The organism is Nakamurella alba (assembly GCF_009707545.1).
In the GTDB taxonomy this organism is placed as follows: Bacteria; Actinomycetota; Actinomycetes; order Mycobacteriales; family Nakamurellaceae; genus Nakamurella; species Nakamurella alba.
Genome location: NZ_WLYK01000018.1, coordinates 36044 through 50385, shown reverse-complemented (window position 1 = coordinate 50385; position 14342 = coordinate 36044). Strand labels below are relative to the sequence as shown.

Genomic DNA, 14342 nt, shown 5'->3' with positions numbered 1-14342 from the left:
CAGCTGCGAGAAGGCGGGCGTTCCCTCAGGGAGCGCCCGCCTGCTGCGTCTCGGCCCCTTCTGTGTCGGTCCCGGTGAAGGCAGCTGTCAGCGCATCCAGCAGCGCCCGCGCCGCCGGCGAGGCGGCACTGCGGCGGAGCAGCACCAGCTGCGACCGCACGGCAACACCGTCGAACTCGGACACCGCCAGCCCGGTCCCCTCCCCCACCATCGAGCGGGCGACCACGCCGATGCCGAGCCCGCGGCGCACCAGCGCCAGTACGGCCTCCGGACTGCCCGCCTCCAGCCCGACCACCGGGCGCAGACCGGCGGCGGCACAGGCGTTCTCGAAGGCGGTCCGGACACCGGAGCCCGGGACCAAGGTGACCAGCGGACCGGCCGCGATGTCGGCCAGGCCGCAGGGTCCGGGCACCGGGCCCGCGTCGGCACGGACCAGCACCAGCTCGTCGTCGACGACGGTGACCGCCTGCACGTCGGCCGGCGGCGGCCCGGCCAGGCCGGTGAGCACCACGTCGAAGCGGCCGTCCCGGACGCCGGCCAGCAGATCGTCGGAACCGCTCTCGGTGAGCCGCATCTCGACGTCCGGGTGAGCCGCCCGGAATCGCTGCAAGCCCTCGAACAGCGCCGGGATCGCACAGGCCGTCACCATGCCGACGGTCACCCGGCCGCGCAGCAGACCGGTCACCTCGCCGATCGCCTCCCGCACCGCGGCCACCGCGGCCAGCGCCGCACGCGCATGCGGCAGCACCGCGACCCCGGCATGTGTCGGCGTCACCCGGAGGCCGGTGCGGTCCAGCAGCTCCTCGCCGAGCTCATGCTCGAGCTTGCGGATCTGCGCGCTCACCCCGGACTGGCTCACGTGCAGCGCGGCGGCCGCAGCGGTGAAGGTGCCGTGGTCGACCACTGCCGTCAGGTACTCCAGCTGGTGCAGTTCCATGGATGGACGGTACGCCGGACATCACCACTGCTGCTGGCTAGCATCAGGATCAGCTGTTGGACTTCTGGCCAACGCAGGAGCAGGTTGGAGGCATGACCGAACACGAGCAGGCACGGACCCCGGAGGACATCACCCGGCTCTTCGTCGAGCGGGCGAACGCGAAAGACGCCGCCGGCGTCGCGGCGCTGTACGAGCCGGACGCGGTGATGGCGTTCCCGCCCGGTCAGGAGACACGCGGCCGGGACGCGATCCGCAAGTTCTGGGAGCAGGCGTTCCCGGGGATCGACCGCGAGTTCCAGCAGGAGACCCCCGGCCCGACGCTGACGGCCGGCGACCTGGCGCTCACCACCACCCCGCCGCAGGACGGCGGCGGGGTCCGGGTGCAGGTGGTGCGCCGGCAGACCGACGGCAGCTGGCTGCGGGTGCTGGACCAGCCGGAGCTGGGCCGCTGAGCAAGCTCAGATCCTCCGAACGACGAAAGCCCGGACCCTGTGCGGGGTCCGGGCTTTCGTGCTGAGCAGGATCTAATGACTCTGCTTTTTCAATGACTCTGCGGGCGGCGGTGGTACTCGAAGAGCAGGCCGCAGATGGCCATCATCAGGAAGCCGATGGTGATGACCATCAGCCAGACCAGCAGGAAGGCGGTGGCCACCGCGGTGAACGCCGCGGCCAGGGCCATGCCGAAGGGCCAGTAGGAGCCGGGCGAGAAGAAGCCGAGCTCGCCGGCCCCGTCCGCCACGTCGGCGTCATCGTCGTCCTCGGGCCGCGCCTGGTCGAGCCGGCGGGCGGAGAACAGCAGGAAGGTGCCGATGATCAGCGAGAGGCCGGCGGTCAGTGCCAGTGCCACCACGCCGACCGGCTCGACGTCACCGGCCAGGATGCCGTAGAGCACCGCGGCGAAGGCGAAGAACACGGTGAGGGCCAGGAAGATCCAGGCCTCGACCCGCATGCCCTCCTTGGGGATCTCGCGGTCCTCGCCCTCGAGAACGGTGGTCGGAGCGTCGTGCCCGGACATCAGCTTCCCCCTGCCTGCGGCTGCGACGCGGCCTTGGCCTCACGGTCTGGATCCAGCGGGTAGGTCGTGGTGGACCGCTCGGCGCACAGGTCGCCGCACTCCGGGAACTCGGAGCCGACCTGGATCAGCGCGGCGGCCGCGGTGTACGGGGCGCCGGTGGCCTGGTCGACCTGCTGGCGCAGCTCGATGTAGCGGTTGTAGATGTTCTCCGGGACCGCACGGACCTCGAAGTTCATCGCCGAGTGGTAGGTGCCGCAGAGCTCGGCGCACCGGCCGACGAACGCGCCGGTCCGCTCGATCTTGTTCTGGAAGACGTTGTCGGTGGCGTTCGCCTCGGGATCCGGGAACACGTCGCGCTTGAACAGGAAGTCCGGCACCCAGAACGAGTGGATGACGTCCTGCGACTCCAGGTGGTACTCGATGGTCTTGCCGACCGGGAGGACCAGGATCGGGACCTCGTCGGAGGTGCCGATGGTGTGCACCTCGCCACCGACGTTCTCCACGACGGTGCCCTGGTACCCGAAGTCCCAGGCCCACTTCTGTGCCACGACGTCGACGGTGACGTCGGCCTGCGCGTCCTTCTTCAGGACGAAGTTCTCGGTGGTGACGGTGAAGTAGAAGAGGACCGCGACCATCACCAGCGGGACGGCCGTGTAGACCAGCTCCAGCGGGAGGTTCTCCTTGGTCTGCTTCGGGTACGTCGGGGAGTTCTTCTTCTTGCGGTACGCGAAGAACGACCAGAACATCAGCGCCCAGACGAGCACGCCGATCGCCAGCGCGGCGATCACCGACCAGGACCAGAAACCCTGCATCCGGCGGGCCTGCTCGGTGACTCCCTCGGGCCACCCGAACCGGGGCAGATCGGTGGACGAGCAGCCACTGGCCAGCAGGCCGGCCACGACCAGGGCGACGGCCAGGGGCCACCGCCGAGCACCGCGAGACCGAGCCACGCGCGCACCTTCCCTCGTACGGAACGGACACCTTCCAGGTGCCGTCGTCCCCCGGCGCGTACGCATGACGGAACACGGCTGTCGCGGCGGGTGACAGGGGTGAGATTACTCGACGTGGGACCGTCCGGCCCCGCCAGGTCGGGTGTCGCGGACAACTTCTCTACAACTTGTCGAAGATTTGCTGGTGAGGCGCCTGTGAGACGTGCCCGGGTTCGCGTGGCGCGTCCGGGATACTGGCCCGGGCCGGGATTCCGGCCGGCCCGGGCGATGGCTCGGGCAGTGGGTCAGGCGCGAACAGCAACAGGACAGGTGGACGGCACACGTGTGCGGACTGATGGGTTTTCTCTCCGGCAACGGCACCGCCGCGGACCGGGTGGACGCGATCGCGGCGGGCATGCGCTGTGCCCGGCACCGCGGCCCGGACGACGCCGGCACCTGGAACGACGCGGACGTGGTGTTCGGCTTCAACCGGCTGTCCATCATCGACATCGAGCACTCGCACCAGCCGCTGCGCTGGGGGCCGCCGGAGTCCCCGGACCGCTACGCGCTGGTCTTCAACGGCGAGATCTACAACTACCTGGAGCTGCGCTCGCAACTCGCCGAGGAGTTCGGCACCACCTTCCGCACCGAGGGCGACGGCGAGGCGATCGTCGCGGCCGTGCACCACTGGGGGCCGGAGGCGGTGTCCCGGCTGCGCGGCATGTTCGCGTTCCTGATCTGGGACACAGAGCAGCGGGTGCTGACCGGCGCCCGTGACCCGTTCGGCATCAAGCCGATGTTCGTCGCGGAACTGCCGGACGGCATCGGCTTCTCCTCCGAGGCCAAGGGCCTGCGCGAGCTCACCGGGACCGCGACGGTCGACCCGGCCGCGCTGCAGCACTACCTGGTGCTGCAGTACGTGCCCGAGCCGGCCACCATGGACGCCGCGATCCGGAAGGTGGAGTCCGGCACCTGGTTCCGCCTCTCCCCCGGTGAGCCGCTGACCACCCGGCGCTACTTCCACCCGGCGTTCCTGCCGAAGCCGGTGCGCACCGATGCCGAGCGCACCGACCTGTACCGGCGCATCGCCGAGGTGATGGACGACTCGGTCGGCGCGCACATGCGGGCCGACGTCACCGTCGGCTCGTTCCTGTCCGGCGGCATCGACTCCACCGCGGTCGCGGCGCTGGCCAAGCGGCACAACCCGGACCTGATGACCTTCACCACCGGCTTCGACCGGCAGGGCTACTCGGAGATCGACGTGGCCGCCGAGTCGGCGGAAGCGATCGGGGTCCGGCACATCATCCGCACGGTGTCCGAGGAGGAGCTGACCTCGACGCTGCCGCTGATCGTCTGGTACCTCGACGACCCGGTCGCCGACCCGGCGCTGGTGCCGCTCTACTTCGTCGCCAACGAGGCCCGCAAGCACGTGAAGGTGGTGCTCTCCGGCGAGGGTGCCGACGAGCTGTTCGGCGGCTACAACATCTACCGCGAGCCGCGGTCGCTGGCACCGATCACCGGCCTGCCGGGGCCGCTGCGCCGCGGGCTCGGCGCGATCGGCCGGTCGCTGCCGCGCGGGTTCCGCGGGAAGGACCTGCTGCGCCGCGGGGCGATCGACCTGGAGCAGCGCTACTACGGCAACGCGCGGATCTTCCGCGAGGAGCAGCTGCCCGGGCTGCTGCACACCTACCAGGAGGGCCGCTCGTTCCGGGACGTCACCGACCCGGTGTACGCGCTGTCCCGCGGGTCCGACCCGATCTCCCGGATGCAGCACATCGACCTGTTCACCTGGCTGCGCGGCGACATCCTGGTCAAGGCCGACAAGATGACCATGGCCAACTCGCTCGAGCTGCGGGTGCCGTTCCTCGATCCCGAGGTGTTCGCCGTCGCGTCCACGGTGCCGCCGGAGGAGAAGGTGTCCGGGCAGGCGACGAAGGTGGCGCTGCGCAAGGCGATGGAGCTGATCGTGCCGCCGCACGTGCTGCACCGCCGCAAGCTCGGCTTCCCGGTGCCGATCCGGCACTACCTCGCCGAGGGCTCCTACGAGTGGGCGCGGTCCATCATCACCTCGGCGCAGACCGAGCAGTACCTCGACGCCGCGGCCGTGCTGGAGCTGCTGGACCGGCACCGCGCCGGCGACGGCGACTGGTCACGCCCGATCTGGACCGTGCTGGTCTTCCAGCTCTGGCACGAGATCTTCGTGACCGGTGCCCTCACCCCCGCCGTCCCCGAGCCCGCCTACCCGGTCTATTTGTGACATGGCGGCCTGGCGGCCGCGGGTGCTCGGCGGCGGTAGCGGACGCATTCACTCCGCTCGTCCCTCGCTGCGCTGCACGCGTCCGCCCGCCTCGCACCGTTCGGTGGGCGCGGGGCCGCACTCTCACGCGACTGCGACAAACCCCATGACCCGGGCGATCTCGGCGGTGGGCTCGGCGCCGTAGGAGTCGGTGAGCCGCTGGACCGCGACGGCCGGGTCGAAGTGGTACTCCTGGGTGCCGATGTTCTCCAGTGCCAGGGTCGCCATCAGCGAGCCGAGGCGGGCGGACTGCTCGAAGTCGAGCCCGCGGTAGCGGCCGGCCAGGAACCCGCCGCGGAAGGCGTCGCCGACGCCGGTCGGGTCGACCTTGTCGGTCTCGCCGACGACCGGGACGTGCAGCCGGCTGCCGTCGGCGGCGACGATCTCGACGCCCTGCGAGCCCAGGGTGGTCACCCGGTGCCCGACCCGGGAAAGGATGTCCTCCTCGGACCAACCGGTCTTGGACTTGAGCAGGCCGAGCTCGTAGTCGTTGGAGAAGAGCAGCTCCGCACCGGTGACCAGGCGGCCGGCGGCGTCGCCGTCGAGCCGGGCCAGCTGCTGCGAGGGATCGGCGCCGAACGGGATGCCGCGCTGGCGGCACTCCTCGGCGTGCCGGACCATGCCTTCCGGATCACCGGCGCTGATCATCACCAGCTCGACGGAGCCGAGGCCGGCGACGACCGGGCCGAGCTCGATCTCCCGGGCCCGCGCCATGGCGCCGGCGTAGAAGGAGCCGATCTGGTTCATGTCGTCGTCGGTGGTGCAGACGAACCGCGCGGTCTGCACGTCGGCGCAGACGTGCACGTGGCTGCAGTCCACGCCGTGCCGCTCCAGCCAGGACCGGTAGTCGTCGAAGTCGGCGCCGACCGCGTCCAGCAGCACCGGACCCACACCCAGCAGACCCATCGCGAAGCAGATGTTCGGGGCCACCCCGCCGCGCCGCACCACCAGGTCGTCGACCAGGAAGGACAGCGAGACCCGGTGCAGCTGGTCCGGCAGCAGCGACTCGGTGAACTTCCCGGGGAAGTGCATCAGGTGGTCGGTCGCGATGGAGCCGGTGACGATGATCGGCACGAGGCCTCTTTCCAGGGCTGGGACGGACGGGGAGAACCCTACCGGCACACGCGAAAGCCGCCACCCGCAAGAAGTACGGGTGACGGCCGGCGCGTCAGTGCGAGAACAGGGTGTTCAGCGGAGATGACTCAGTGAATACAACTCAGTGGAACGAGTCGCCGCAGGCGCAGGAGTTCTGCGCGTTCGGGTTGTCGATGGTGAAGCCCTGCTTCTCGATGGTGTCGACGAAGTCGATGACCGCGCCGTCCAGGTACGGCTTCGACATCCGGTCGACCGCCAGGCCGACACCGCCGAAGGTGACGAGCGCGTCGCCGTCCAGCGTGCGGTCGTCGAAGAAGAGCTCGTAGCGCAGTCCCGAGCAGCCACCCGGCTGCACCGAGATGCGCAGCACCATGTCGGGGCTGCCGTCCCGGTCGAGCAGGGCCTTCGCCTTCTCGGCGGCGCTGTCGCTCAGGGTGACGCCGTGGGCGGCCTTGACGGCGGGCGCCTCAGTGGCGGCGGTCGCTGCGTTCTCGGTGGTGGTCATCTGACTCCCTCGTGCTGCTTGTGGGTCGGTCACTGTCGATGATGCCACGTCCACGCCGGGCACCACGTCGCTGTGAGCAGTCCAACCGGGCGTGCCGCGCCGTGTATTCCCGGGGTGCGCGGGTCATTTAGGCTGGCGGGGTGAGTTTCCTGCGCCGCAAGCCCGCCGCCGCCGCTGCCGAGACCGTGGCCGAACCGGTCGTCCCGGCCGGTCCGGTGGTCGGCAAGGGCCGTCCCACCCCCAAGCGCCGGGACGCCCAGGGCGGTCACCGCGGCCCGGTGGCGCCGCCGCCGCGGACGCAGAAGGAAGCGGTCCAGCGCTCGAAGGCGCAGGGCAAGACGATGACCAAGGACGAGCGGCGCGCCGCGGCGGCCGAGCGGCGCGAGAAGATGATGCGTGGCGACGACGCCTACGTGCTGCCCCGTGACCGCGGCGAGGTGCGCGCCTACGTCCGCGACGTGGTCGACACCCGCCGCAACCTGGCCGGGATCCTGCTGCCCGTCGCGGTGATCGCCTTCGTCGTGCTGCTCATCCCGTCGGCGATCATCCAGCTCTACGGCCCGCTCGTGATGCTGATCGCCATCCTCGCCGCCGTCGCCGACGGCATCGTCTTCGGCCGGCAGCTGGGCCGCCGGGTCCGGGAGAAGTTCCCCAAGGGCGACAACTCCGGGCTGTCGACGAAGGGTCGCGCGCTCGGCTTCTACGCGTTCAACCGGGCCTGCCTGCCCCGCCGCTGGCGGGTGCCGCGCCCGCGCCTGGAGCGTTCCGCGACCGTCGGCTGAGGCGGCGGCCGGACCGACGCGATGGACGACGACCTGATCCGTGCCACCGACGCCCAGCGGGACCTGGTGCGACAGCGGTACTTCGACGCCGACGGGCGGCTGCTGCAGATGCCGGCCAAGCTGTCCCGGCAGATCGCCGTGCTGGACGTGATCGCCGCCCGGTTCGTCCCGGGCGTGCACTACACCGAGGCCGAGGTGAACCGGGAGCTGATCGGGCTCTACCAGGATTACGTGTCGCTGCGCCGGGCCCTGGTCGACCACGGGTTCATGGACCGCGCCGAGGGCCGCTACTGGCGGTCCGGCGGGACGGTCGAGGTCTGATGCGCCAGCCCGACCGGCGCGCCGCCCGGCAGCACGACATCGTCAGCGCGGCGGCGGACCTGTTCGCCGACAGCGGGTATCCCGCCGTCGGGATGGACCAGATCGGCGCCGCCGCCGGCATCACCGGGCCGGCCATCTACCGGCACTTCGGGTCCAAGGCCGCGGTGCTGGCCGCGGTCTTCGAGGGCATCGTGACCGCGGTCGCCGCCGAGCCCGCCGCAGATTCCGGCGACACCCCCGACCCGGTCGCCGACCTGCTGGCGCAGATCGACGTCTACGCGCACGCCGTCGCCGAGCGCCGCAAGCTGATGGCGGTCTGGGTGCGCGAGGTGCACCATCTGCCGCCCGAGCACCGGCTGGGGCTCGAGCAGCGGCAACGGGCCCTGGTCCGGCGCTGGCGCACGCGGACGGCCCAGATCCACCCGGACTGGACGGTGGAGCAGGTGCGCACCGCCGTGCACGCCGCGTTCGGCATGCTCAACTCCGTCGGGACGTTCGACTCCCCGCTCTCCGACGGCGATCTCGCCGCCGAGCTGGACCTGCTGGTCCGGCGGGCGCTCGAACTGCCCTGACCGCGGCAGTCCCTAGAGCGACAGGTAGCGCTTCAGCTCGAACGGGGTGACCTGGCGGCGGTAGGCCTCGAACTCGGCCCGCTTGTTGCGCAGGAAGAAGTCGAAGACGTGCTCGCCGAGGGCCTCGGCGACCAGCTCCGAGTTCTCCATCGCACCCAGCGCCGACTCCAGCGAGGCCGGCAGCCGCAGGTAACCCATGGCGCGGCGCTCGGTCTCGGACATCGACAGGACGTCGTCCTCGGCCGGCGCGGGCAGCTCGTACTCCTCACGGATGCCCTTGAGCCCGGCCGCGATCACCGTGGCGAACATCAGGTACGGGTTGCAGCCGGAGTCCGGCAGCCGGAACTCCATCCGCTGGCTGGAGGACTTGCCCGGCGAGTAGTTGGGCACCCGGATCATCGCGGACCGGTTCGCCTGGCCCCAGGACGCGGCCGTGGGGGCCTCGTCACCGATGACCAGCCGCTTGTAGGAGTTCACCCACTGGCAGGAGACGGCGGTGATCTCCGGCGCGTGCCGCAGCACCCCGGCCAGGAACGACTTGCCGGTCGGCGACATCTGGTACTCGTCGTCGGCGTCGTAGAACGCGTTGGTCTCGCCCTCGAACAGCGAGAAGTGCGTGTGCATCGCCGATCCCGGCTGGTCCGCGTACGGCTTGGGCATGAAGGAGGCACGCACCCCCTGGGTGATCGCCACCTCCTTCACCACGTACCGGAACGACATGATGTTGTCGGCCATGGTCAGCGCGTCGGCGTACCGCAGGTCGATCTCCTGCTGACCCGGGGCACCCTCGTGGTGGCTGAACTCGACCGAGATGCCCATCGCCTCGAGGGTCTCGATAGCGCGGCGGCGGAAGTGCGGCGCCGCGTCGTGGCTGGCCTGGTCGAAGAAGCCGCCCTGGTCCGCCGGCTCCGGCACCGAGCCGTCGCCGGGCAGGTCCTTGAGCAGGAAGAACTCGATCTCCGGGTGGACGTAGCAGGTGAAGCCCATGGACGCGGCCTCGCCCATCACCCGGCGCAGCACGTGCCGGGGGTCGGCCCAGGACGGGCTGCCGTCCGGCATGGTGATGTCGCAGAACATCCGGGCCGAGTAGACCTTGCCGTCGTTCGACTCCCAGGGCAGCACCTGGAACGTCGACGGATCCGGCTTGGCGATCATGTCCGACTCGAACACCCGGGCGTAGCCCTCGACCGACGAGCCGTCGAACCCGATGCCCTCGCTGAAGGCCCCCTCGAGCTCGGCCGGCGCCACCGCCACCGACTTCAGGTAGCCGAGCACGTCCGTGAACCAGAGCCGCACGAAGCGGATGTCACGCTCCTCGAGCGTGCGCAGGACGAACTGCTGCTGACGATCCATGGTTCCACCCTATGTACGCCGTATTTCACGCGTGTTGCCGACAGGACACACGCCGTGGAACCGGACGGAGAAACGGACATCGGTGTGCGCCGCGCTGACGGTACAGGCACACCCGTGACATGCCGACTCAGGCCGCGAGCATGCGGCGGCGCAGCGAGTCGTACACCGGGGCCGCCTTCAGCAGGTGGGTGACCAGCAGCGCCGCGGCGCAGGCGATCAGCATCGGCACGGTCAGCGTGGTCACCGCGGTCATCTCCACGATCAGCACGATCCCGGTCAACGGCGCCTGCACGGTGGCGGTGAAGAAGGCCGCCATCCCGACGATCGCCAGCGGCAGCGGTGAGACCCCGACCTCGCCCAGCAGCGGCCCGGCCAGCTGCTGCACCCCGGTGCCGATCAGTGCGCCGACGGCGAGCAGCGGTGCGAACAGCCCACCGGGGGTGCCGGCGGCGTAGCAGAGCGGGCCGAGCACGAACCGGGCGGCCAGCACGGCGAGCAGCACCAGCAGCGGCATCCCCGGACCCGAGAGCAGTTGCTGGGTCACGCTGTCGCCGCCGTCCACCAGCCTCGGGTCGAACCAGAGCAACAGGCCGACCAACGCCCCGATCAGCGCGGCGCGGCCCACCGGACCGAACGGACCGCTGCGCCGCATCCGGTCGGTGACGTGCAGGATGCCGGTCACGATCGCGTTGTAGCCGATGCCGATCAGCCCGAGCAGCGCCCCGAAGAGGGCGAACACCCACAGCCCGGTCCAGCTCGGTGCGGCGATCGACGGCACCACGAAGTCCGGGGTGTCACCGTTCAGGATCCGCGAGCAGGCCACCGCCACCGCGGTGGACAGCAGGCTGATCACCACGATCCGCACCCGGAACGACCGGGTGACCTCCTCGATGGCGAACACCGCGCCGCCGATCGGGGCGTTGAAGGCGACCGCCAGCCCGGCCCCGCCGACCGTCGCGTAGAGCACGCGCCGGTCGTCGTCGCCCAGTCCGGCGGCCTTCCCGGCGGCGGCGCCGAGCGCCGAACCCATGTGGACGGTGGGTCCCTCGCGGCCGAGCACCATGCCCGGCCCGATCGCGGCCAGCCCGCCGACGAACCGGCCGGGCACCACGTCCAGCCCGGGCAGGTCGTGCTCGCGCCGCCACACCGCCTCGACGTCCTGGATGCCGCTACCCGCGCTGCGCGGTGACTTCACCACGATGAACCGGGCGATCGCCGCGCCGGCGGCGGCCAGCAGCACCGGGACCAGCCAGCCGATGCCGGGGTTGCGGTGCGCCCAGTCGGTGAGGTCGGTGCGCAGCTCACCCGCCCGCTGCAGGCACCAGCGGAACCCGCCGCCGATGAACCCGATGGCCACGGCCGCGCCGACGGTCGCCACCACCAGCCGGACCAGCAGGGCCGGACTGTGCTCACGCTCTGTGCTCACTGCGTGACAGTAACCGCACCCGGGCTGCGACCGGCTGTGATCTACGGTGAGCCGATGCCAGGGACCGTGACGACGGCCGGACCGACCGCGGTCCGGTTCGCCCTCGACGCGGTGCCGCTGGCCCGCCGGGTGCGGCTCGACCTCGACCTCGACCTGGCCACCGATCTGGACCTGCGCCGGGTCGACGGGTGCTGGCGGCTGGATCTCCCGCGGCCCGCGGTGGACCGCCTCGAGTACCGCTTCGAGATCGAGACCGCCGACGGCACCGGCAGTCTCGTCGATCCCGGCAACCCCGACCGCATCCCCGGGCCGTTCGGCGACCGCTCGGAGATCCGCTTCCCGGAGTACCGGGCACCGGCCTGGCTGGACACCCCGGCCGGTCCGGAACCGCGCACCGTGCCCGGCACCGCCCCGGTGCCGACGCGCCTGTGGAGCCCACAGGGCCTGCCGGACACGACGCCCGCCCCGCTGCTGTTGGTGCACGACGGCACCGACATGGCCATTCGCGGGTCGCTGCTGCGCTGGGCGGCGCACCGGAGCGCGGTCGCCCCGCTGCGCGTGGCACTGCTCGACCCGGCCGACGGCGCCCGCGCCGACTGGTACGCCGCGAACCCGGCCTATGCGGCCCTGCTGGCAGGCACGGTGGTGCCGGCGATCGCCGGAACCGTTGCGGTGCAAGGGATCGTCGGTCTGGGCGCGAGCCTCGGCGCGGTCGGCATGATGACCCTGCACCGGACGGCACCCGGCCTGCTGGCCGGGCTGGCCCTGCAGTCCGGGTCCTTCTTCACCCCGGAGCTGGACCCGCAGGAGTCCGGCTTCACCTGGTTCGGCCGGCTCTGTGCGACCTCCACCGCGATCGCCGACTCCCCCGGCCGGCCGGTGCCCACCCTGGTCACCGTCGGCACCGTCGAGGAGAACCGCGCCAACAACGAACGGCTGACCGCTGTGCTGCGCGACCAGGGCTGGCCGGTCCGCGCCGACCTGGTCCGCGACGGCCACACCATGATCGGTTGGCGGGACGCCTGGTTCCCCGCCCTGGACGAGCTGCTCGAGGGGGCGCACGGGTGACCCGCCAGGAGCACCACGTGATCCCGGGACCGGGCGGGCACGGCGACCGGGACGTGGTGGTGCACGGGCACTGGGGCCGACCGGTGATCTGGTTCCCGGCGGAGACCGGCGACGCGTGGGAGTTCGAGCGCAACGGGATGCTGGACGCGGTCCGGCCGGCGGTGGACGAGGGCCGGATCACGGTCTTCTGCGTCTCGGCCTGGAACGCGCAGTCCTGGTCGGCCCGGTGGAAGTCGCAGCACGACCGTGCCCTCGCGCACCTGGACTACGAGGGCTGGCTCACCGGGGGCGTGCTGCCGTTCGTCCGCGACCGCTGCGGCGGCCGCGACGACGTGGCGCTGGCCGGGCCGTCGATGGGCGCCTTCCAGGCGGTGCTGCTCGGGCTGCGGCAGGCACACCTGTTCCACCGGGTCATCGCCTTCTCCGGCGGCTACGACCCGTGGCAGTGGCACGCCTGGGGCGAGGGCAGCGCCGAGACCTACCTGACGAACCCGTCCGACTTCCTGCGGCACGTCGGCGGCGAGCACCTGGAGCACCTGCGGCGGTCGCTGCAGCTGACCCTGGTCGTCGGCAGCGGACAGTGGGAGGACACCACCGGTGCGCTGGCCTCGACCCGGTCGCTGGCGGCGGTGCTCGCGGACAAGGGGATCCCGCACGACCTGCACGTCTGGGGACCGGAGTGGCCGCACGACTGGGTCAGCTGGCGGGCCCAGGCGGCGGTGTACCTGCCACAGCTCGGCTGATGTGACCCCCGGCACACATGTTTCCGGCGATCTGGGGAAGGATCATCGGGCATGAGCCCCTCGCGCCGGGATGACACGACACGACTCATCGGACTGCTGCTCGGCACGGAGGACGACTGGCCGGCCGCGTTCGAGCACCTGCTGACGACGCTCGGCCCGGTGCAGCACCGCGGGGTGTCGCACCGGATGGCCTCGGAGCGGATCACCATCGAGCCGTTCGACCTGCGCGACCCGGTCCGGCACGACGTGGTGATCGACCGTCTGGCCTGGTGGTACTACCACCCGCGGGAGTGGCTGAAGAAGGCGGCGCTGGTGGACGACGTCTACCTGCTCAACAACCCGTTCACCTTCCAGGCCATGGAGAAGCACTCCGCGTACTGCGCGATGATCCGGCTCGGCTTCGACATCCCGGACACCGTGCTGGTCCCCTACAAGAACCCGGTCGACCACGAGAAGTGGGCCTACACCGCGGAGACCTACAACCTGCCGTTCCAGTTGGACGAGGTCGCGGAGCGGGTCGGCTACCCGCTCTACATGAAGCCGTTCGACGGCGGCGCCTGGCGCGGGGTGTCCCGGATCGACGATGTGGACACCCTGCACCGCGCGTACGACCAGTCCGGCCAGATGCTGATGCACCTGCAGGCCGCGGTCAGCCCCTACGACTCCTTCGCCCGGTCACTGACCATCGGCCCGGAGACCAAGATCATGAAGTTCCGGCCGGAACTGCCGATGCACGACCGGTACGAGGTCGCGCACTCCTTCCTGCAGCCCGAGGCCGGGATGGAGATCCTCACCCTGTCCCGGACCATCAACGCGTTCTTCCGCTGGGAGTTCAACTCCTGCGAGGCGCTGGTCACCGGCACCCGGGTGCGGCCGATCGACTACGCCAACGCCTGCCCGGACATCGCGATCACCTCGCTGCACTACTACTTCCCGTGGGCGATCACCCAGCTCATCTCCTGGTCGGTGTTCTGCGCCGTCACCCGGCGCCGGCCACGGGTGGACACCAGCAGCCGCGACTGGTTCGCCATCGCCGACGACCCGGACCTGACCTGGAACGAGAAGCTCGGCAACTACGCCGTTCTCGCCGACCAGTACTTCCAGGCCGACGAGTACCGGGAGTTCTGCTCGACCTCGCTCGCGACGCTGCCGGACCTGGTCCGCGACTGGGTGGCCTCGGCCGACTTCGACGACCTGCTGGTGCGCACGGTGCAGGTGACCTACCCGCCCGAGGAGCACGAGCGCTTCCTCGCCCACTTCCGCGGGCTGCTCGGCCTCTGGGTCACCGATCAGGCCTGAC

At 71.1% G+C, this 14342-nt stretch carries 15 protein-coding genes; 8 read left to right on the top strand and 7 right to left on the bottom strand.

Annotated elements, in window-relative coordinates:
• Nucleotides 1-25 precede the first annotated feature (25 nt).
• Complete coding sequence (locus GIS00_RS25785; protein ID WP_154771336.1) at nucleotides 26-937, bottom strand: LysR family transcriptional regulator; 912 nt, start codon at nucleotides 935-937, stop codon at nucleotides 26-28.
• Nucleotides 938-1029: 92 nt separating this feature from the next.
• On the opposite strand from GIS00_RS25785, the gene GIS00_RS25780 reads away from it, so the two are divergent.
• On the top strand, nucleotides 1030-1389 hold the full coding sequence (locus tag GIS00_RS25780; RefSeq protein WP_154771335.1) for a YybH family protein: 360 nt from the start codon (nucleotides 1030-1032) through the stop codon (nucleotides 1387-1389).
• 89 nt (nucleotides 1390-1478) lie between these two features.
• On the opposite strand, the gene ctaF is transcribed toward GIS00_RS25780, so the two are convergent.
• Together ctaF and ctaC are read right to left on the bottom strand one after the other, a co-directional pair.
• The gene (ctaF, locus tag GIS00_RS25775) at nucleotides 1479-1886 is read right to left on the bottom strand and encodes an aa3-type cytochrome oxidase subunit IV (protein ID WP_154771369.1); all 408 of its coding nucleotides are present in this window, start codon (nucleotides 1884-1886) and stop codon (nucleotides 1479-1481) included.
• Between the two features lie 65 nt (nucleotides 1887-1951).
• Complete coding sequence (gene ctaC / locus GIS00_RS25770) at nucleotides 1952-2902, bottom strand: aa3-type cytochrome oxidase subunit II (RefSeq protein ID WP_322098452.1); 951 nt, start codon at nucleotides 2900-2902, stop codon at nucleotides 1952-1954.
• A gap of 322 nt (nucleotides 2903-3224) precedes the next feature.
• Here ctaC and asnB point away from each other — a divergent pair, with 322 nt between their 5' ends.
• Nucleotides 3225-5138 carry an asparagine synthase (glutamine-hydrolyzing) gene (gene asnB, locus GIS00_RS25765; RefSeq protein WP_407666928.1) on the top strand — a complete coding sequence of 638 codons (1914 nt, stop codon included), beginning with the start codon at nucleotides 3225-3227 and terminating at the stop codon, nucleotides 5136-5138.
• Between the two features lie 123 nt (nucleotides 5139-5261).
• On the opposite strand, the gene GIS00_RS25760 is transcribed toward asnB, so the two are convergent.
• Complete coding sequence (locus tag GIS00_RS25760; RefSeq protein ID WP_322098451.1) at nucleotides 5262-6251, bottom strand: carbohydrate kinase family protein; 990 nt, start codon at nucleotides 6249-6251, stop codon at nucleotides 5262-5264.
• Nucleotides 6252-6393: 142 nt separating this feature from the next.
• The gene (locus tag GIS00_RS25755) at nucleotides 6394-6777 is read right to left on the bottom strand and encodes a HesB/IscA family protein (protein ID WP_154771332.1); all 384 of its coding nucleotides are present in this window, start codon (nucleotides 6775-6777) and stop codon (nucleotides 6394-6396) included.
• Between the two features lie 140 nt (nucleotides 6778-6917).
• Between GIS00_RS25755 and GIS00_RS25750 the strand changes: the two genes are divergently transcribed.
• The 3 genes from GIS00_RS25750 to GIS00_RS25740 are packed head-to-tail and all read left to right on the top strand — an operon-like array spanning nucleotide 6918 to nucleotide 8452.
• A complete protein-coding gene (locus tag GIS00_RS25750; RefSeq protein ID WP_322098450.1) occupies nucleotides 6918-7559 on the top strand; it encodes a DUF3043 domain-containing protein in 642 nt (213 codons plus the stop codon).
• A 21-nt stretch (nucleotides 7560-7580) separates the two neighbouring features.
• Nucleotides 7581-7880 carry a DUF2087 domain-containing protein gene (locus GIS00_RS25745; RefSeq protein WP_154771331.1) on the top strand — a complete coding sequence of 100 codons (300 nt, stop codon included), beginning with the start codon at nucleotides 7581-7583 and terminating at the stop codon, nucleotides 7878-7880.
• Complete coding sequence (locus GIS00_RS25740; RefSeq protein WP_154771330.1) at nucleotides 7880-8452, top strand: TetR/AcrR family transcriptional regulator; 573 nt, start codon at nucleotides 7880-7882, stop codon at nucleotides 8450-8452. Before GIS00_RS25745 ends, GIS00_RS25740 begins: the two co-directional genes overlap by 1 nt.
• A 12-nt stretch (nucleotides 8453-8464) precedes the next feature.
• Here the strand turns inward: GIS00_RS25740 and glnA are convergent, their stop codons facing one another.
• Together glnA and GIS00_RS25730 are read right to left on the bottom strand one after the other, a co-directional pair.
• A complete protein-coding gene (gene glnA, locus GIS00_RS25735; protein WP_154771329.1) occupies nucleotides 8465-9805 on the bottom strand; it encodes a type I glutamate--ammonia ligase in 1341 nt (446 codons plus the stop codon).
• A 127-nt stretch (nucleotides 9806-9932) separates the two neighbouring features.
• Nucleotides 9933-11231, bottom strand: coding sequence for a ClC family H(+)/Cl(-) exchange transporter (locus GIS00_RS25730; protein ID WP_322098449.1), 1299 nt, complete (start codon nucleotides 11229-11231; stop codon nucleotides 9933-9935).
• Nucleotides 11232-11285: 54 nt separating this feature from the next.
• Between GIS00_RS25730 and GIS00_RS25725 the strand changes: the two genes are divergently transcribed.
• The 3 genes from GIS00_RS25725 to GIS00_RS25715 are packed head-to-tail and all read left to right on the top strand — an operon-like array spanning nucleotide 11286 to nucleotide 14341.
• Nucleotides 11286-12299, top strand: coding sequence for an esterase (locus tag GIS00_RS25725; protein WP_154771328.1), 1014 nt, complete (start codon nucleotides 11286-11288; stop codon nucleotides 12297-12299).
• A 17-nt stretch (nucleotides 12300-12316) separates the two neighbouring features.
• Nucleotides 12317-13042: an alpha/beta hydrolase-fold protein gene (locus GIS00_RS25720; protein ID WP_322098448.1), complete on the top strand. Its 726-nt coding sequence runs from the start codon at nucleotides 12317-12319 to the stop codon at nucleotides 13040-13042.
• A gap of 51 nt (nucleotides 13043-13093) precedes the next feature.
• Nucleotides 13094-14341 (top strand): ATP-grasp domain-containing protein, encoded by a 1248-nt coding sequence (locus GIS00_RS25715; RefSeq protein ID WP_154771327.1) that lies wholly within the window; start codon nucleotides 13094-13096, stop codon nucleotides 14339-14341.
• The last annotated feature ends 1 nt before the right edge of the window (nucleotide 14342 follow it).